This window comes from Pedobacter xixiisoli, from assembly GCF_900215335.1.
Lineage (GTDB): Bacteria > Bacteroidota > Bacteroidia > Sphingobacteriales > Sphingobacteriaceae > Pedobacter > Pedobacter xixiisoli.
Genome location: NZ_OCMT01000002.1, coordinates 15,670 through 35,060, shown reverse-complemented (window position 1 = coordinate 35,060; position 19,391 = coordinate 15,670). Strand labels below are relative to the sequence as shown.

The 19,391-nt window shown below is 40.1% G+C and carries 16 protein-coding genes, 3 pseudogenes and 1 riboswitch; of the genes and pseudogenes, 17 read left to right on the top strand and 2 right to left on the bottom strand.

Features of this window, described 5'->3' with window-relative positions:
* Nucleotides 1–113: 113 nt before the first annotated feature.
* Nucleotides 114–479, bottom strand: coding sequence for a response regulator transcription factor (locus CRO54_RS06135; RefSeq protein ID WP_097130006.1), 366 nt, complete (start codon nt 477–479; stop codon nt 114–116).
* A gap of 382 nt (nt 480–861) precedes the next feature.
* Nucleotides 862–926: riboswitch (Fluoride riboswitch) on the top strand.
* Nucleotides 927–956: 30 nt separating this feature from the next.
* Between CRO54_RS06135 and CRO54_RS06130 the strand changes: the two genes are divergently transcribed.
* The 8 genes and pseudogenes from CRO54_RS06130 to CRO54_RS06105 all read left to right on the top strand — a co-directional run bounded on the left by CRO54_RS06130 (nt 957) and on the right by CRO54_RS06105 (nt 5,666).
* Nucleotides 957–2,264: a voltage-gated chloride channel family protein gene (locus CRO54_RS06130; RefSeq protein WP_097130004.1), complete on the top strand. Its 1,308-nt coding sequence runs from the start codon at nt 957–959 to the stop codon at nt 2,262–2,264.
* 188 nt (nt 2,265–2,452) lie between these two features.
* A complete protein-coding gene (locus CRO54_RS21795; RefSeq protein ID WP_476704028.1) occupies nt 2,453–2,686 on the top strand; it encodes a hypothetical protein in 234 nt (77 codons plus the stop codon).
* Nucleotides 2,604–3,081 (top strand): annotated as a pseudogene (locus CRO54_RS21790) (hypothetical protein). Before CRO54_RS21795 ends, CRO54_RS21790 begins: the two are co-directional and overlap by 83 nt.
* A gap of 70 nt (nt 3,082–3,151) precedes the next feature.
* A pseudogene (locus CRO54_RS21785) lies at nt 3,152–3,415 on the top strand (hypothetical protein).
* Between the two features lie 284 nt (nt 3,416–3,699).
* Complete coding sequence (locus CRO54_RS06120) at nt 3,700–3,909, top strand: hypothetical protein (RefSeq protein WP_097130001.1); 210 nt, start codon at nt 3,700–3,702, stop codon at nt 3,907–3,909.
* A gap of 146 nt (nt 3,910–4,055) precedes the next feature.
* A complete protein-coding gene (locus CRO54_RS06115) occupies nt 4,056–4,421 on the top strand; it encodes a response regulator transcription factor (RefSeq protein WP_097129999.1) in 366 nt (121 codons plus the stop codon).
* A 6-nt stretch (nt 4,422–4,427) separates the two neighbouring features.
* Entirely contained in the window at nt 4,428–4,958 is a 531-nt protein-coding gene (locus tag CRO54_RS06110) for a DUF892 family protein (protein ID WP_097129997.1), read from the top strand.
* Nucleotides 4,959–5,474: 516 nt separating this feature from the next.
* Nucleotides 5,475–5,666 (top strand): cold-shock protein, encoded by a 192-nt coding sequence (locus CRO54_RS06105; RefSeq protein ID WP_097129995.1) that lies wholly within the window; start codon nt 5,475–5,477, stop codon nt 5,664–5,666.
* Between the two features lie 67 nt (nt 5,667–5,733).
* Here the strand turns inward: CRO54_RS06105 and CRO54_RS21780 are convergent, their stop codons facing one another.
* Entirely contained in the window at nt 5,734–6,495 is a 762-nt protein-coding gene (locus CRO54_RS21780) for a hypothetical protein (protein WP_476704026.1), read from the bottom strand.
* A gap of 159 nt (nt 6,496–6,654) precedes the next feature.
* Between CRO54_RS21780 and CRO54_RS21690 the strand changes: the two are divergent.
* The 9 genes and pseudogenes from CRO54_RS21690 to CRO54_RS06055 form a co-directional block, all read left to right on the top strand.
* Nucleotides 6,655–6,963 (top strand): annotated as a pseudogene (locus CRO54_RS21690) (sensor histidine kinase); the annotation flags it as partial.
* 230 nt (nt 6,964–7,193) lie between these two features.
* Nucleotides 7,194–7,637: an Hsp20/alpha crystallin family protein gene (locus tag CRO54_RS06090; protein ID WP_097129993.1), complete on the top strand. Its 444-nt coding sequence runs from the start codon at nt 7,194–7,196 to the stop codon at nt 7,635–7,637.
* Between the two features lie 57 nt (nt 7,638–7,694).
* Nucleotides 7,695–7,982: a hypothetical protein gene (locus tag CRO54_RS06085; RefSeq protein ID WP_097129991.1), complete on the top strand. Its 288-nt coding sequence runs from the start codon at nt 7,695–7,697 to the stop codon at nt 7,980–7,982.
* Between the two features lie 417 nt (nt 7,983–8,399).
* Nucleotides 8,400–8,990, top strand: a complete 591-nt coding sequence (locus CRO54_RS06080) for an RNA polymerase sigma-70 factor (RefSeq protein ID WP_097129989.1) — start codon at nt 8,400–8,402, stop codon at nt 8,988–8,990.
* A gap of 141 nt (nt 8,991–9,131) precedes the next feature.
* Nucleotides 9,132–10,247, top strand: coding sequence for a FecR family protein (locus CRO54_RS06075; protein WP_179747337.1), 1,116 nt, complete (start codon nt 9,132–9,134; stop codon nt 10,245–10,247).
* Between the two features lie 207 nt (nt 10,248–10,454).
* A complete protein-coding gene (locus CRO54_RS06070) occupies nt 10,455–13,637 on the top strand; it encodes a SusC/RagA family TonB-linked outer membrane protein (protein ID WP_097129985.1) in 3,183 nt (1,060 codons plus the stop codon).
* 10 nt (nt 13,638–13,647) lie between these two features.
* On the top strand, nt 13,648–15,126 hold the full coding sequence (locus CRO54_RS06065) for a RagB/SusD family nutrient uptake outer membrane protein (RefSeq protein ID WP_240775042.1): 1,479 nt from the start codon (nt 13,648–13,650) through the stop codon (nt 15,124–15,126).
* A gap of 23 nt (nt 15,127–15,149) precedes the next feature.
* Complete coding sequence (locus tag CRO54_RS06060; protein WP_097129984.1) at nt 15,150–17,672, top strand: family 20 glycosylhydrolase; 2,523 nt, start codon at nt 15,150–15,152, stop codon at nt 17,670–17,672.
* Nucleotides 17,673–17,684: 12 nt separating this feature from the next.
* Nucleotides 17,685–19,334, top strand: a complete 1,650-nt coding sequence (locus tag CRO54_RS06055) for a beta-N-acetylhexosaminidase (protein WP_097129982.1) — start codon at nt 17,685–17,687, stop codon at nt 19,332–19,334.
* Nucleotides 19,335–19,391: the final 57 nt, after the last annotated feature.

Below are 19,391 nucleotides of genomic sequence, written 5' to 3'. Positions count from 1 at the left end.
TGTATATCATTATATACGGTGTAAACACACCTGCTGGAAAAGCATTTGATATCAGTCTGTTGGTCGTGATCCTGTTGAGTGTTTTTACGATCATGCTCGAAACGGTAGAAGGGTTAAGCATTTGGGTTGATGAGTCCCTCAACGCGGGACAGCAGTACATTGATGTCAAAAGGTTTCTCCATGAAGTCGTCCGCATTACAGTTTTCCATGATATGGCTTCTATCTGCATGCGCCGATATCATTAGGATGGGTATTGTGGCATAACGTGGGTCGTTTTTTAGTTTTCGACAGATGTCCAGTCCACTGCCATCGGGCAAGCTGATGTCAAGTAGGAATAGCTGGGGACTGGTGGGGCTTTCCGAAAATGCGGAGACACTGGCAAATCCGTTGACCTTGTAGCCTTCGCTGGTGAACAGGTAGATGAAAATCTCCCTGATGTCTTGGTCATCCTCCAATATGGTGATTTCTGGTCGAATCATATAATGATATACGTTCCCGGATGCAAAGTGGTTGCCGCTTTTTTTAACTGATCGGCCATTTAGGTATTATGCCCGCTGGTAGGGGTATTTATGTCGGCACATTCGTAACAAATTTAGCGGTATAAGAGCAATGCTTTAGTCGGTTTTCTCTTTCAGTAACTGTTGGATGGAAGCCAGGCCATTTTCATATAATTAGTTTATAATCAGTTCTTAAGGGGTTGTTAAATTGTGAACTCAGCCATAAATCAGTCATCTAAATAAGAGGTAGCTCTATCCACACTTATACTGTCGACCTGAATACAACATGGCTATGATTGTTGAACAGGCAAAATAAAGTACTTTAAGGTTGCATTGCTGAAATAGAATCATTAAGTTTGTTCTATACAAAAAAGGAAATGGTGTCTTCCTACTCAACCGCCCTAAGAAGCTGATGGCGCCTGATTAATTTAATGTTAAACACATTTAATCAGGTTTGCTATGTCAACAAGACACGAAAATTCATCAGGCAAGAAAATCAACATTCAGTTTCGTATCTTTTTTAGGCGCTATCCTGCATTGCCCTATGTCCTAAAATGGCTGTGCATCAGTTCGGTTATAGGGGCGTGTATTGGATCGGCATCTGCGGGCTTTCTCCGGTCGCTGGACTGGGTTACAAACTTCCGTGAAAACCACCTGTGGCTGATTGCGTTGTTGCCTGTTGGAGGGCTAGCTATTGGGATGCTCTATCATTATCTGGGTAAGGATATCGAACCTGGAAACAACCTGCTGATCGATACCATCCATAATCCTAAAGAAATTATTCCATTTCGTATGGCACCCTTTGTTTATATTGGAACTATGGCAACGCACTTGTTTGGTGGTTCGGCGGGGCGGGAAGGTACGGCCCTGCAAATGGCAGGTGCAATTGCCGATCAGTTCTGCAAGCCCTTTCGGCTCTCTGCAGGGGAACGAAAGATTTTAATGATTTCGGCTATCGCAGCTGGCTTTGGTTCGGTATTCGGCACGCCGCTAGCGGGTGCCATTTTTGGTTTGGAGGTTTTCCTGATAGGACGTTTAAGGTACGATGCAATTTTCCCCGCATTTGCAGCGGCAATCATTGCAGATCTGGTCACCAAGACGTGGAAAACGCACCATACCCATTATCACATCGACTTTACCCCGGATATTTCAATTCCAAACATCATGTATGCCGTTATTGCAGGCATTGCATTCGGGCTTTGTGCAGCAACATTCAGTAAAGCGATTCACCACACCAGTTCAATTTTCAGATCCGAGATAAAATTTCCGCCATTTCGCCCGTTGATCGGGGGAATAATAGTAGCCCTAGCAGTTTTTGCGATCGGAACTACAAAATATATCGGTCTGGGCATCCCAATAATCGTTGCGTCATTTGAAGGCCAATTGCCACCATATGACTTTGCGCTAAAAATGGCATTTACAATTTTGACCTTGGCCACAGGATTTAAGGGTGGCGAGGTAACCCCTTTGTTTTTCATTGGAGCGGTACTGGGCAATGCGTTATCCTATTTTCTGCCGCTACCTACAGCGCTTCTGGCTGGGATGGGCTTTGTTGCGGTGTTTGCCGGAGCAACAAATACGCCTTTGGCATGTTCTATAATGGCCATGGAACTATTCGGTAGCGAATGTGGTGTATATGTTGCCATTGCCTGTGTGGTGTCCTATCTGTTTTCTGGGCACAACAGCATTTATGGAAAACAAGTAATTGGCGAGCCCAAGAATAACAGGTTTACCAACTATCAGGGTAAAAATATTAGGGACTTATAAAACTAGAAACCAATAAAATAACCAAAGTACACGCAAGAGCGGTGTTGGATTCACCGGGAAACCCCGACAGTAAAGGCAGAAGTGACGATTGATGACCATTTTCTTGGTCGGGGTGATTTTTACGTTGGGTGCGGTGCGAGCAGGGGAGAAAAGGAAGCCGCAGAACTGCGGGATGTTAATGCAAAACGATACCATGGAGGGGCGTCAGCAAAGCGGTCGACAATGTAAACGGTATTATTTCCGGTGAACTTGTAGGCAGGGAGCTTATCCAGCAGACCGAAGTTGATGAGATCATGATCGCGTTGGACGGTACGCCCAATAAATCAAGTCTTGGAGCTAATGGGATTCTGGCCGTTTCCATCGCTTATGCCAAAGCTTCGGCCATCTATAAAAAACCCGTTGTACAGACAGTTAAACAATAGGGAACGTTATATTATGCCCGTACCGTGCATGAACGTGATCAATAGCGGTAGGCATGCGGACAACAATATCGACTTTCAGGAATTCATGATTGCACGCACAACGCAATTTCATTTAAAGAGTCCATCGGAATGGGTGACGAGATTTTCCATACCTTCAAGGACATATTAAACGAAAAGGGGTATTATACAGGAGTGGGCGACGAAGGTAGATTGCCCCAAATCTAAAATCCAATGCCGAAGCGGTCGAGGTCATACCGGAAGCCATCTCAAAGGCGGGCTATTCACCGTGCAAGGATATGTCGCTCTGTCTGATTCAGCCACCAGCGAAATGTGGCAGGATGGAAAATATGTATTTTTCAAAAGCACGAAGTAAGAGAAAACCAGTGAACAAATAATCGAACTTTGGGGAAGTTAGCTAGCTAATATCCTATAGTTCTTTTAAAAGACGGTCTGGGAGAGAACGATGTGGATGGCTGGCAACAATTGACCGAGCGATTAGGTGACCGAACAGAGCTTGTAGGTGATGATATCTTCTGTACTAATCCGGTTATTCTTAAAAACGGTATTGATCAAAAGATAGGGAATTCCTTCTTGATCAAACTAAATTAGATCGGCACCGTATCTGAAACGCTGCAAACCATCGATCTTGCCTATAAGAATAACTACAATTGCTTTAGTTCCCACTGGAGTGGCGAAACAGAAGATACCACGATTACTGCCTTACCGTAGCTACCAATGCCGGGCATCTAAAAACAGGGAGTGGCTGCCGTAGTGAGCGTGGGTTTCTAAGTTTAACCAACTGCTACGCATAGAAGAAGAGTTGGGTAGTGCTGCCTAGTTTGCAGTATCGGTACCTTTAAAAACATTAGTTTTAAATATTAATCTGATACAACACTGCGATCATGAAAATTGATTTGAGAGAAATATCAACAGTGAAAATCTACTTTAGGTATGGACAGTAGGCTAGCGGGCAGGGCCTTTGGGGGAGGTTATAGAATAATAACATAGGACAATTGCTATTAAAAAAGGCTAAGCAACTGGGCATTGAGCAAGCTGTGATTTTCACAGCCAAGTCGGTTTACCTCTCCAGTGGTAGGATAATTGCCAACATATCGGAAATACCCTCTACGCAAAACCCCGTCTACTTGGAGCTAGTCGATGACTACGATAAAGTGATGACTTACCTCAGGATGAACAAATACCTATTAGCCGATGCTCGTTAATGATAGCAACTCTCAAGTGATACCCTATCAATAGACCTTTAATATTTGTTGGTAAAACCAGACCTCAACATATTATTTTAAAGTTGGAACAATTTCTATATTAAAGTGTTTGATAGCCAGTTCCTCTATCTTTATTAACTACATTTATGGCCAAACGTATACTAATTATAGAGGATGATCCAGATATTTTGGATATACTGGATATTATATTTCAAGACGAAGGCTATGACATCATTTCTAGGCGAAATGGAATGTCTGCCAATGAAATTGGGTTATTGCATCCAGATCTTGTCCTGCTTGATGTTAGAATCAGTGGCTTTGAAAAAACAGGTTCACAGATATGCAAAGAACTTAAGGCACTTACGGATACCAATAATTTGCCAGTTTTGCTATTATCGGCCGAAAAAAATCTTAATTTGATTGCCAATGGCTGTGGAGCTGACGGATACATCTCCAAACCATTCGACATCATAGGGCTGACAAGGAAGGTTAGGGAAATGATAAAATATTAGATCAAAATGAACAAAACGAATAATCACGATAGTCAAAATATCAATTTTGATGGAGATAAGCTTAAAGCTTTTTTTATAGAACATTTGGATAAAATATATTGCGCCAAAGTTCATTTAATCACTCGGCTTCCTAAATTATTAGAACAGGCACATTTTGCTGATTTGAAATCGGCAATCCTAGAGACTATAATTCATGTAGAAAATGAAATTTCCAGAATGGAGATGATATATACAGTTTTAGATTCAAATTATTCTGATTGTAATGCTAAAGGGCTTACTGGTTTGGTGGAAGATGCCTTTGAAGCTATGCAAAAACAAGGTAAAGATAGAGAACTACGTGACCTTTCCATACTATTTTACCTTCAGAATATAGAAAGCGTTGAAATGGCTTCGTTCCAAATTCTCCAGATGGCAGCCGTTAAGCTGAAAAACAATCAAATAGTAACGCTGCTAAAGGAAAATTATGAAGAAGCAAAAGCAAACCGTACCCTATTTCTTTTGATTGCCAGTAAATACATTACCGCTGACCCTAAATAGAATATGAAGGTGTTAAAAGTGTCTGTAAGAATTTATTGATGAGGTGATTACGGTTTATAAATTAGAGTTGTACAAAGCCAAATGTCCGATCAACTTAAGATAGCAGTTATATTTAGAACAACGCTACGATTTTTAGTGATGATAATCTTAGAATCAGACCATAAAAATATTGGAATAAGTTAAAGAAATTTACTGAACCTAGCGTTTGATGGCTCTTTTCTGTCAAGAAATGCTAAAAATTTTCTGTGTTGTTGGGCAATTAATTAAGAATAGGCATGCTAATGTAAAATGTTGAACTGCTTCCTGTTTCACTTTCCACCCAAACCTTTCCGTTATACCGCTGAATGATTTCAATAGAACTGGATTAGCATAAACAAGAAAATCCTCTAATCTCCGCCATAACCCATGCTTAAATATTCTTAAATTTAAATTTTTCGAATCTACTGTTCTGTGTAAATAATTAATTGAATTTCAATAAATTATACTATCTTTATGCTTTATTTAAAATATAGCATAATGCAACAAGGAACAGTAAAATTTTTCAATGAGACAAAAGGTTTTGGATTTATCGTGCCATCAAATGGAGATAGCGAAATCTTTGTACACACATCAGGGTTGATCGATAGCATTCGTGAGAATGATTCGGTAAGCTATGATATCGAGCAAGGCAAAAAAGGCCTGAACGCAGTTAATGTTAAGATAGACTAATAGTTTTCCCTTCATACATTGTAGATCCCGGTTTTTATCGGGATTTTTTTTGACTTATTTTTTAGGATTAGTATGTTAGACTAAGTCCTTGGCCAAAGGATACAACGTAAGTGTTATCAATTTTGCCGACAATTATGCACCACACGAGATCTGTCAATTGACTGTCTTTCATGTAGATACGTGACAAGCTGATTTTACGTGCCTTGCACAAGCAGGCAGATTGCAATCCGGCAGGAGAGAGATGGATAATAAGAATCAGCAAATCAAAGAATTGATCGAGCTTAATGACGAGCTCGAAAACTATTTTCGCAATACGATCATTCCGCAACTGTTCGTAGATGCACACCTTATCCTCCGAAAATTCACGCCCCCGGCAATGAAACAGTTCAGCCTGAATGTCGATGATGTTGGAAGGTCGATTAGCGATAACAAGGATAACATCCGATTCCCAAGTATCGTCGAGAATATCCAATAGGTGATAGATTCTGGTATTTTGCTTGAAAAAGAAATCCAGACCACTGATCTGCGATGGTTCCAGATGAATATCCTTCCCTATATTGTCGGCAAAGTCAAAGAAGACTGATGGGGTAATCATTACCTTTGTGGAGATTACCATCCATATCCGCAATCTGAAGGAACAGGAAAGACTCTTGGCATAACATGAGATTTTGCTGGAGATGAGTTCGCATGACATCAAAAAGCCATTGACGAGCTTGAGACTAACCATATAGAGATGCTCAGGAAGATACCCGAAAAGGAGTTGGAAAAATTTCAGATGCTGTTGGAAAAAGTTGAAATCAGCCTGCTCAAGATGAAGGATATCACCCATGAACTTACAGAATCAAGGCAATAGAAGAACTGCTCGACTTTGGACATACCCTGGAGGATGTATGTCTGACACTTGCTGAACATCTTTGAATCCAGGGCAAAGATTAAATGTGAGGTCTGCCAAAGTGAGATCTTCTTTGTGTGAAGAAAGCTTCGGAACGTAATCTATAACCTGGTGAGCAATGCCATCAAATACCGCCAGTCCAGAAAAAAAACCGACAGTAGATATCAATATTCCAAAGAGGGTGACATTACAATTATTTACGTTAGTGATAATGGCTGGGGCATTGCAGTAGATGATATAGGAAAAATCTTTCAAAGACGAACGCGTCTCCAAAGACGTAGAGGACACTGGTGTCGGCCTATATCTGGTAAAAGAAATCGTGACTTTGGCAGGGGAAAAATCGAGGTGGAAAGCGAGCTCGGCAAAAGTTCAACGTTCATGGTATTTCTTAAGAACCAGGTATAATTGTGACTTCATATTATGTATAATCGGTTAGTGCCAATACCCTTCAATCGTCGATTCGACTGAATTTTTGACATTTGCCACTGCAATTTTTTCATTTTTTCTGAAAAATTTTCACCTGTTAGAAGAAAATCTGGTGCTGGCATAGCAGTTGTTAGATTTACGGCGAACAAAATTCAAGTTTAATTAATTATTTAGTTTTAATCATTAAATCAAATTAAGGAGGAAAATCTATGACACTGGTTAAATTTAATTCTGAAAACAACAAAAAGAATGCGGCTGTTCCAAGTTTGAACAGTGTGTTTGACTCTATCTTCAACGACACGTTCTTCTCGGACAGGATGGTGACACGCGTTCCTGCCACGAACATCAGTGAATCGACAGATCACTATCATGTAGAATTGGCCGCTCCTGGTCTAAAAAAGGAAGATTTTAAATTGAAGCTTGAAGGAGATGTGCTATCTATATCGGTAGATCAGCTTAACCAAGACGATGCACAAGATAGGACCTATGCGAAAAAAGAGTATAGCTATAGTTCGTTTGTGAGGTCGTTTACTTTACCGGAGAGCGTAAATGCTGATCAGATAGAGGCAAAATATCAGGACGGTGTGCTTTGCATCAATATCCCCAAACGTGAAGAGGCCAAAATGGTTACCCGTCAGATTGAGATTAAATAGTACATTGTTATTTACTTACTTGATAGAGCTGCCCACGGGCGGCTCTTTTATTTCGCCATGGAAACCAGATACGAAATTTCATTAAAAATGAAGATGTTTAAAGGAATAGTGGAATATGGATGTTTTCCTATCGGATCTGACGGGGGATTTGCGGTCAAGATATTTTCATTGCTGGAGGGGACGAGTGAGATCTCTGAAGGATCTATGATTACCATGGACCTGGTGAAATGGGAAGACGGGATACCTTACCCAATGATTTTGATCCACTGTACCTATGAACAACTCGCAGTTAACGTAAAGTTGATTACAAAGGAACTTTTTAAATATTTCAACTTGGAAAACTAAGTTAAGTCAAATTTTTCTCAAATTAAACAAATCATTTATGCCGTTAGGCAATTAATACTGTCGACTAATCATATTCGTGTACGTAAACATTGTGTGTCAAATGTATAAAAAAAGCGTTAATCATATTTTTTAACCTACATTAATAATAACGATTGTCAGTCCCAAACTGTCCAAATAAACTAGACCGGTCCAACATCCTAAAATCTTTTACGCTTAAACCGGTCTTGGCTATCTGGCCGCAGCTGCCTTATGGCCAGAAAATCGATTTTTTACCTGAATTATTCTGCTGATCTGAATATTTTTATTTCAGTTATTTAAATATTATTTGGTAATTAGCTTTTTATAAAAGCAATTATATTTTGCAAATTGGGCTAATGCTAGATTTTATACGAATAACTTTCCCCTTTCTTCAAATTTATGAATAAGTTTTCAGCTGATTATCGTCATCAAGTTTTGTTGGATGCTTCAGAAGGAGATGAGAAGGCCTTTGCCGAGTTGTTTTATGAATATAGTTCCAATTTGTTGGCATTCGCCAGAAAGCTTTCAAACAATCCATCGGAAGCCGAGGAAATTATTCAGAATGTTTTCATTAGGGTCTGGATTCACAGGGATAAGCTATCAGAAATAGAGAACATTAAAAGTTGGCTCTATAAATTTGTTGTCAATGAAAGTTTGACCTACATCAGAAAAAGAGGGGTGAGGGATAGGGCAGATTTACAATTCAGGACGAAGGCAGCTATTGCCGATAACAATATCGATAAAATGGTAGACCTTAACGAGTTGAAACGCATCGTGGCCAAAGCTGTGGATTGTTTGCCAGAGCAGAGGAAGAACATCTATAACCTAAGTAGAAATGAGGGGCTAAGTATTTCCCAGATCAGTGAACTGCTGAATATATCTCCACATACGGTAAAAAATACTTTGGTTACCTCGCTAAAGTTCATTAGGGACTATCTCAAAAAATATGGCTATTCATCTTATGTTTTTATTTTACTTGTAATCAGTTAGTTATAATTATTTTTATTTTTCGATAGTCCTATTCTTCGCCCCAAGCTTCTTACTATTAACAACCGCAATTTGCCGGTCTGGAAAGTAACTATTAGTAAGAAAATGGATAAGCAAAGGCTAAAGTATTTATTTGGGCGCTTCATGGATAAGACCATATTGCCGGAAGAGCAGGATGAACTGCTGCAGGTGATCGATGATAACCACGAAGAAAATTTTTCTGATATTTTATATGATATTATAGACTCTTCGGGGAATGAGAAGGTTTCTCTTGAAGAGTGGACAGATATATTGTCTAAATCATTTTTGGCAGATAGGCCAGCTAAAACCGTAAGGTCATTGGGGTTTGCCTATCGTTGGGCCGCCGCCGCGGCGATCCTGTTATTGGTGGGTGTTGTTTCCTATGTATCGTTAGATAAAAATAAAAAGGTAGAACAGGTTGCTTCGGTCATCGCACCTGGTACCGATAAGGCCGTTCTGTTTTTGGAAGATGGATCTTCAATAAAATTAGATGGGGTCGAACTGGAAAAGGCGATAGCTTTTAACCCCGATATCCAATCGGTCTCCAACGGTGAGATCGTTTACAACAAAGTCGAAGATGAAGAAACGAAAGTCCATATAAATACACTTAGGATTCCCAAAGGCGGTCAATTCCGTGTAGTCCTGCCTGATGCTACCGTCGCTTGGTTAAATTCAGACTCCGAGCTGAAATTTCCTTCTGCTTTCGATCAAAACTCAAGGGAAGTCGAATTGAAGGGAGAAGCTTATTTCGAGGTAACCAGTTATGATAAAAAATGGCCTTTTATAGTAAAGAGTTCAGGACAGAAAGTGGAGGTCTTGGGAACAAAATTTAATGTCAGCGCCTATCAGGAAGACAGCTTCATTAAAACTTCACTGCTGGAAGGTAAAGTAAAAGTGACCAATGAAGGTTCTTCGCAGACGGTAATCCTGAAGCCAGGACAAGAAGCAGCCTTGAACATCAATGCTAATCGGCTAACAACATATCCTTCTGAAGTTGAGGAATCCATCGCATGGAAAGAGGGGCTTTTTGTTTTTAATAATGAAGATATCCATGTAGCCATGGGCAAGATTGCCAGATGGTATGATGTAGAAGTGGTCTATAAGGGAGATTTTAAAGCGAAAGCGCTATGGGGAACAGCTTCAAGAAGTGATAAACTAGAAAGCCTGCTCAACACGCTCCAAGCTACCCGTGTCGCAAAATTCAAGATTGAGGGAAGGAGGATCTTGGTGATGCATTGACCCATACCCGATATCAGCTACCGATATAAATTTAGCTGAGAGCAGTACCAGTGCTCTCAGCATTACTGAAAAACAGTAAGCCAGGCTTACTCAGACTAATCGTTAACCAATCCAATAGTAACCTAACCAAACAAAAGTATGTTTTTTTCTCCTCTGTTGTCTTTTACAGGACTTTCTGTAATATTTAGTAAGCGTAACTTGCTGATTATGAAGTTGATATTTTTTCTTGTTGCTGTCGCGATCCTCCAAGCTAATGCTAACGGATTCGCCCAAACTGTTTCCCTAACAAAAGACAGGGCATCTTTGGTGGATGTCTTCCGTGAAATCCGGAAGCAAACAAAGTATAATGTGATCTGTGATGCTTCGATTCTGTCGCAAGGCTACAAAGTGTCGGTAAACCTGAAAAGTGCTAGCCTGGAAGATGCGATGGGACAATGTCTGAAAGACCTGCCCCTGACATTTTCAGTACGCGACAAGAATATTATAGTCAATGCTAAAAATCTGGGCGAAGCCCAAGTACCTAACGTCAAAGGTATCGTTGCCGATCAAAACGGCCGTCCTATACCAGGCGTAGCGGTTACAGTAAAATCCACTGGCAAGGTAACCCAAACTACTAGCGATGGAACTTTCGTCGTTAGCGTTTCCGAGCAGGCCGACGAACTGATGTTCAGTCATATCAGTTATGTTACCCAGACCTTAAAGGTTGTTGCGGGCCAATCTGTAAAAGTATCGCTGACCGAGGCCACGGAAGTGTTAAAGGATGTCGTGGTAACGGGATACGGAACGCAAAAGAAGAAAGATATCCTTGGAGCGGTAAGTGTGATCAAATCGGAGGATTTTGAAGATAGGCCGTCTACCAACCTGGGCTATTCTATGCAGGGTAAGGCTGCGGGTGTGCAGATCATCAGGCCTTCGGGAAAACCACAGGGAGGTTTCAGTTTAAGGGTAAGGGGAACGACCTCCATTACTGCGGGGAGCGAGCCTTTGTATATTATCGATGGCGTACCAACGCAATTGTTGTTTGATATTAATCCCAATGATATAGAAAGCATCTCCGTTTTAAAGGATGCTTCTTCTGCAGCTATTTACGGTGCTTCTGGTGCTAATGGTGTGGTCCTGATCACCACAAAAAGGGGGAATACCGGTAAAGCAAAGCTGAGTCTGTCAGCTTACACTGGATTAAGCAAATCTGCCAACAAACTTAATGTTCTGGACAGGACACAATATCTGTCCTTGATGGATGAATTAGGTCAAGTGGCCAACTGGAACAACTTCACTGCGAATACCGATTGGCAGGAAGAAGTTTTTAGAACCGCAAGCCTACAAAATTATCAGTTAGCGGTAGCCGGCGGAAACGAACAAACCAAATATTACATCTCTGGAGCTTTTTCTCAAGAGCAGGGCATTGTGAAATCTAACGAGGTTAAGAGAGGAACGTTCAAAACCAATATTGATCAAAAAGTTACAGATAGAATTACGATCGGTGCGAGCTTAAGTTATGCCCGTTGGTTTGACCGAAATATTGTTTCGGACGTAGGTTCTGGTAATTCAGGTGTAATCATGAACGCCTTAACAGCTTCTCCAGTTATTGGTATTTACAATGCCGATGGAACCTTTACGGCTAATCCACTTAGATTATCCTTTAACAACCCGGTAGCTTATATTGATGGTTCTGAGAATGCGTATAATAATAGCCGTTTTTATGGAAATATCTATGCCAATGTAGATATCATTAAAGGTTTAAGATTTAGGAGTATGTTTGGCTACGATAATTATAACAGTAAGTATAACTATTTTCTAGATCCATTCTCTACAGATTGGGGACGTGTAAATGCTGGTGTTGCCAATTTCAATACTGGCCAAAGTGAATATTGGTTGTCCGAAAATACATTGGAATATAAGACCATTTTAAAGGAAAAGCATGTCTTTGAAGCTTTAATTGGCTTTACTTCACAGAAGAAATATGGTGAATCATCTTCTATTGAGGCCAAAGGATTTAGTAGTACCGGTGTGAAGACTGTGAATGGTGGGTCTATATTTGGAAGACCATCAGCCACAAGAAGCGAAAGGAGTAATGTTTCTGCCATTGCAAGAATCAGGTATGCTTATGATGATAAGTATCTGGTATCTGCCAATTTTAGGGCAGATGCGGCATCTCCATTTGGCGAAGAACACAGGAGAGGATATTTTCCGTCGTTCTCTGTAGGTTGGAGAATATCAAAAGAAGATTTCCTGAAGGATGTTGAGCAGATCAATGATATTAAAATCCGTTACGCTTGGGGAAGTGTGGGTAACGATGGCCTTGTGGACAGTTATGCTTATGCAGCCTATGGTTTAGTAGGAACGGGGTATAACTATGTGCAAGGCGGCCAGGTCTATGCTGGAACTGCACCTTCAACACCAGAAAATAAAAGCTTACAATGGGAAGCTACTATTCAAAATAACATAGGTTTGGATATTGCCATGTTTAACAGCAGGGTGAACCTTACAATTGATGCCTACCAGAAAAAAACAACTCAGCTATTGCTGGATAAACCGGTTGCTCTTTCAAGCGGTTTTAGTGGCGCCCTCCAGAACATTGGGAAATTAGAAAATAAAGGACTAGAATTTTTATTGAGTACAAGAAACACCATCAGGACTGTTAAATGGAGTACTGATCTGAATTTATCTATTAATAGAAATAAAGTGGGATATATTGGCGGTACAGATATTTTAGATGGCTTTATCAATCTTCGCCAGGAAGCATCTTTAATTAGAGAAGGTTTGCCTTTAGCTGTTTTTTACGGTTATGTTGCCAACGGAGTGGATCCACAAACAGGTATGATGATCTACCAGGATATCAACAAGGACAACATTATCGACGAGAAAGACAAGACAGTTATCGGTAATCCAAATCCGAAATTTACCTGTGGAGTAACCAATAATGTAAGTTATAAAAGCTGGAATCTTACTGTTTTTGTGCAAGGAGTACAGGGAAATGATGTTTTCAATGCGACCAGGATAGAAACGGAGGGAATGAACGATTTTAGGAACCAATCTACGGCGGTATTAGAAAGATGGAAAACACCAGGACAAATAACCAACATTCCCAAGGCTATTTATGCTAACGTTTCCAATTCAGATATCTCTTCACGTTTTGTAGAAAATGGTTCCTACCTAAGGTTAAAATCTGTAACGTTGGGCTATTCGCTACCTAAAGGGATCTTGGGTAAACTAGGACTAAGCAGTGCCGGCCTTTACGTCACAGGGGAAAACCTGTTCACATTCACTGATTATTCTGGGTATGACCCAGAGGCCAGTGCTTATAGCGGAAATGGGGCTTTCGGAATAGATTTCGGTAGCTATCCACAAGCTCGTCAGGTAATTTTTGGTTTAAACGTATCATTCTAAGTCGATTTTTATGAAAAGGAATTTAAAAACAATGATCATCACGATGATCGTTTCAATATTATCTATAACATCTTGTACCAAATTTGTAGATATAGCCCCAGAGTCTGACCTGACTACGGGAAATGCTTATCAAACTGCTGCTGATTTAGAGGCGGCCTTGATAGGGGTCTATAAGACGCTGAATTCGGATTATTTTATCTGGGAGAACTTTGTGATGTCTGATGTAAGATCTGATAATGCTTATGCTGGAGGCGACGATCCTGAGATTTATCAATATGACGAGTTACAGATTTCTGCGTTAAACTCTAGGATTCTCTTGACTTGGAGACAATTATATAATGGAATTGCTAGGGCAAATCTAGTCATAGAAAAAGCGCCTTTGGTAAATGATGTCAAGTTGGAAGTTGGTAATAAAAGAGCAAATATTATCAACGAAGCCCGCTTTTTAAGAGCATTCTATTATTTCGAGCTGGTAAAAGCATTTGGTGGGTTGCCAATTGTAAGGGAATTCGGAAAAGTAAATCCGGAAGATGCCAATATATCCAGATCTACTGTTACGGATGTGTATAATTTTATAGTAGAGGATTTGGAAGCGGCAGCTGCATTACCTAGCGACTACGGCAATAATCTATCATTGAATAAATCGAAAATTACTAGAGGTGCAGTTTATGCTTTATTGGCAAAGGTGCATGCACAAAGGCCAGACAGAGATTACAGCAAAGTTTTGCAATATTGCATTGAGGTAGAAAAGCTTGGCTATGGTTTGCACGATAGTTATGACCAGTTATTCGACGGACTAAATTACAATAACAAAGAGACCATATTGCTGGTACAATATATTGCCAGTAGTCCAGAAAGCAACTGGGGACCTCAGTTGCTTTTACCTCCTTCGCTATCAGGAGATGATTGGAGAAAATATGTTACACCTTCCAAAAATCTAATCACTGCCTATGACAATGCAGGAGATACGCAGAGGAAATCAGCCTCTGTCTATTATGACAATGCGGAATGGTCTGATGAGTTCTGGAAACCTTGTGCCGTAGCGGGATCAATTCCTTTCCCTTACAAATTTAGACATGCAAGTGCTTGGGAAAGTGGTGACAATGTTTATTTATTGAGGTTTGATGACATCTTATTACTTAAAGCAGAGGCTTTAAATGAATTGAGCAGGGGTTCGGAGGCGTTGGTTCCTTTAAATGCTGTTCGTGATCGCGTAGATCTTGGAGGTATTGCCACTACTGATAAAATTGCGTTACGTGATATTATTTTAAATGAAAGAAGGTTAGAGTTTGCCTTTGAAGGATACCGTTGGGACGATTTGGTAAGAACGGGCAAACTGGTCAGTACGATGACGAGCCTGGCAGAATATTCATTGACCTGCGCAGGGGGAAGTACAAAGATGAACTATAACATCAATCCGAACAAGGCACTGATGCCAATTCCACAGGGAGAACGTAACCGTAATCCGAATCTGACCCCGAATCCTTAATACTATTGATCATAAATTAAGCTATGTCGTATAATTTTCTTAAAAGTAGCATGTCTACAGTGATGGTTTTGGTTCTCACCGTTTTTGGAGCAATATCGGTCGATGCCCAAGAAATTCATCGTAAGATAGAGGTGAAATGGACAATGGAAGATGGAAATCTGGGGAAGGAAAATCCAGTTTCTAAATTTGTGATTTACAACACTTCTAAGGAGGATGTTTCCTGTAAAAATTGGAGTCTTTGGTTCAATTTTATGCGTGGCATAAATGTGAACTCGGTTGACAAGAAGTTTAAAATAGCACACAGAAATGGAGATTTATATCAGCTAAGTTTTGTAGATGGAAATTTAACGCTACCAGCCAGCGGATCCATAGAAGTTAGTTTTAGGACGAATGGTACACTTCCCAATTTTACAGATGCACCGGCAGGTCTATATATCACTTACGATGATTCCACTCAAATCAATGCACATCCCGTAATATATAATACTATCAACAAGGAATATACATTAGGTGAGAAATTAAATATATTGGCAGCTCAGTATGATCTTAACCGTTTACACGAATCTTCCGATGTTCAAAAAATAATTCCTTCTCCTTCAGCTTTACAGCAGGGAGAAGGATTTTATACCATCAGCTCTAAATCTACATTATGGACTAACCCTTCTTTTGAAAAGGAGGGGATTTACCTCCGCAAATTTCTAAAGGAAACATCAGGTATAACACTTTCTCCAAAAAAACAGGATAAAAAATCCGCAGGTATTAAAATTCTGCAAAATGTATCATTGAGAGAAGAAGCGTATGAATTATTAATAGACAATAAAGGCATTACCATTTTTGCTGCTGCAGCTAAAGGTGCTTTTTATGCCATCCAAAGTCTAAAGTCATTATTGCCTGCCCAATATTGGAATGCAGATCTAGAAAAAATTGAAATTCCTGCTGTAGGCATCAAGGATCAACCAAGATATGGGTATAGGGGACTAATGTTGGATGTTGCCCGTAATTTTCATAGTAAGGAAACGGTAAAAAGAATTATTGATTTGATGGCAATGTATAAACTGAATACATTACATCTGCACCTTAATGATGACGAGGGCTGGAGGTTGGAGATTCCCTCGTTGCCAGAATTAACCGAAGTAGGAAGTGTGAGGAATGCATTTTATGCAGATGGAAATTCGCTGCAGCCGTCCTATGGATCTGGGGCAAATCCTCAAACTAAATTGTATTACTCGGTCAATGATTTTAAGGAAATCTTGGAGCATGCTCAGAAAAATCATATTCAAGTTATTCCCGAGTTGGAAACTCCTGGACATGCAAGAGCTGCCATTAAGTCTATGGAAGCCCGTTACCGCAAGTTTATGAAATTAGGGAATAGAGAAGAAGCTGAAAAATATCTGTTGAACGATAAAGCTGACCAGTCCGAATATTTTTCTGCGCAGAGTTGGAACGATAATGTTATGAATGTAGCCAAGCCTTCCGTATATCGTTTTATTTCAAAGGTTTTGGACGAGTTGAAAGGAATGTACCAAGAGGCTGGGATTCCCTTGGAAAAAGTTCATTTGGGAGGTGACGAGGTACCTAGAGGTGCTTGGGAAAAGTCTCCAGAAATTACTCGTTTAAGGGACAGTTTAAACTTTTCTTCCGTAAATCAGTTATGGCCATATTACATCAATAAGATTGCGGACTTATGTAAGCTTAAGGGATTGAAGCTTGCGGGCTGGGAAGAAATGGGAATGGTGAATAATGGAAATGGTATGGTAACCAATCCTGCATTGGTTAATCAGGATATTCAGGTTGATGTTTGGAATAACCTTATTGGAGGTGGGCAGGAAGACCTGGCTTATCATCTGGCTAATGCCGGATATAAAGTGGTGTATACCAGTGCTAGCAATTTTTATTTTGATATCGCCTGGAAGAATACATTCAATGAACCTGGACACACTTGGGCAGGTTTTACAAATGTCAAAAAGTCTTATTCTTTTCTGCCTGAAAATTATTTCCTGAATGTTTTTACCAATAATTTCGGCGATAAACTTACCGATGGATTGTTAGCTAATAAAGTTAAGCTTACCGACGAAGGTAAACGTAATATCATTGGTGTCAAGGGAGCGGCCTGGACTGAAAAAATCTTGAATAATGAGCGATTGGAACATATGTTGTTCCCGAGGGTTATTGCATTGGCCGAAAGGGCATGGGCTCCGAAACCAATTTGGGAAACAGGCACTAACTTTAATGAGACTGCATTCTTGAAGGATTATGCCGGCTTTATGAAAAAGTTGGGTATACAAGAGCTTCAGAAGCTCAATACATTAAACGGCGGCTATCTATACAGGTTACCAGCTTTAGGATTGAGGGTCTACGAGGAGTCGCTGATATGCAACGTCGAATATCCTGGATTTGACATCTATTACACCAGCGATGGCACTGTTCCAAATTTACAATCTAAAAAGTATACCCAAATCATTCCCTTAGATAGAGCGAAAACTTACCGATTCAGTGTGATTACTAAAGACGGAAAAGTAGGCGATATAATTACTTTAAAATTCTAAAAGCACAATTTTATGAAAGTTAATAAGAAGATATTATTGTTACTGCTGATGCTATCTGCAGCACAGACATTTTCATGTAAAAAAGCTGATAGTGGAACTAATGATGGTGGTAGCACCACCCTGCCCGTCCTATCTGCAATTCATTCAATTATACCTTTGCCCCAATCGGTCATTTTCAACGATGATGAATTTTTATTGGATAACAGTGTTAAAATAGTGGCAGGCAGTCAACATGCTGCTGGGATAGAATTGTTAAATAAGGACTTGACCAGTTTGGCTGGAATTACCTTATCGAACGGTAGTACCTCTGATGCGAAAACGATTGTAATTTCGGAAAATAGCAATCTGAATGTGACGTATGAAATCAGTATCAGGAAAGACAAAATAAATGTTGTTGCTAAAGATGCTGCTGCTGTTTTTTATGCGCTACAGAGTTTTAGACAGTACCTATGGGATGCTAGAATAGAAAAAAGTGCTAAAAAAATCACGATAAAAGGTGTCACTGTTCAGGATAAGGCATTTTATGAATGGCGTGTTTTTGCCTTAGATGTAGCCAGAAATTTTTATACCAAGGATTATATCAAAAAGCTGATAGACTGGATGGCCCTCTACAAGTTGAACAAGCTACACCTGCATCTGACCGATGACCAGGGATGGCGTATTCCAATTCCAGGATATCCAGAGTTAATAGAGCAGGGCAGCTGGCGAGAGTTCAATAAATATGATTTAGAGAATATCGAAAGGTCTAAATCAAATCCGATTTACAATATCGATAATCGGTTCTTGACTACTATCAACGGTGTTAAAGCCTATAAAGCATCCTATACGAAAGCAGATTTAAAAGAGATCGTAGCATATGCGGCCCAAAACTATATAGAAGTCATACCGGAAGTTGATATGCCTGGACACATGTTTTCGGCGATTAAAGCTTATCCATGGCTGTCTGCAACCGGTGCCGCTGGATGGGGAGCAGAGTTTTCGTATCCTATCTGTCCGTGTAAGCCTAATGTCAAGCAATTTGCCTTTGCCGTTCTGGATGAACTGATGGATATATTTCCTTCAACGTATATCCACATTGGCAACGATGAGGTAGATAAAACAACTTGGGGAGCTTCTGCAATCTGTCAGCAGTACATGACGGAAAATAACCTTACTGATGTTAAACAGATCCAGAAATTATTCATAAGTGACCTGCAGTCCTATCTGAAAGGGAAAGGGAGAAAAGCGATAGTTTGGGACGATGCCAATGAAGTAGGAATAAACGCTGAGGCCATCGTTACCTATTGGAGAGACTGGATTACGCCCAGCAATGCGCTTGCCAACGGGAATAGGTTTATCATGACACCTTGGACCTGGTTCTATCTGAGTAGTTCTTCTACTGATGAAAGTATTACAACGCTCTATAATTTCACCCCGAACCAACTGTTTGGTAATGCTTTCAATAACAATATTGATGGCTATCAAGCGAGTGTATTTACAGAAAATATCCCATCTGAAGCAGCACTCGAATATTTTATCTATCCAAGATTACAGGCTTTCGCGGAATTTACCTGGTCTAATGACCGGAGAGATCTGGATTCTTTTACTAGACGATTAAAACCGCATTTAACAGCAATGGACAACAAAGGGATCAGATACAGAATGCCAGGTTTTGTGAAATAAATAAGTGCTGTTCCGCTTTGTACCAGAAAGCTGATCAGTAACCGAAATCAACTAATA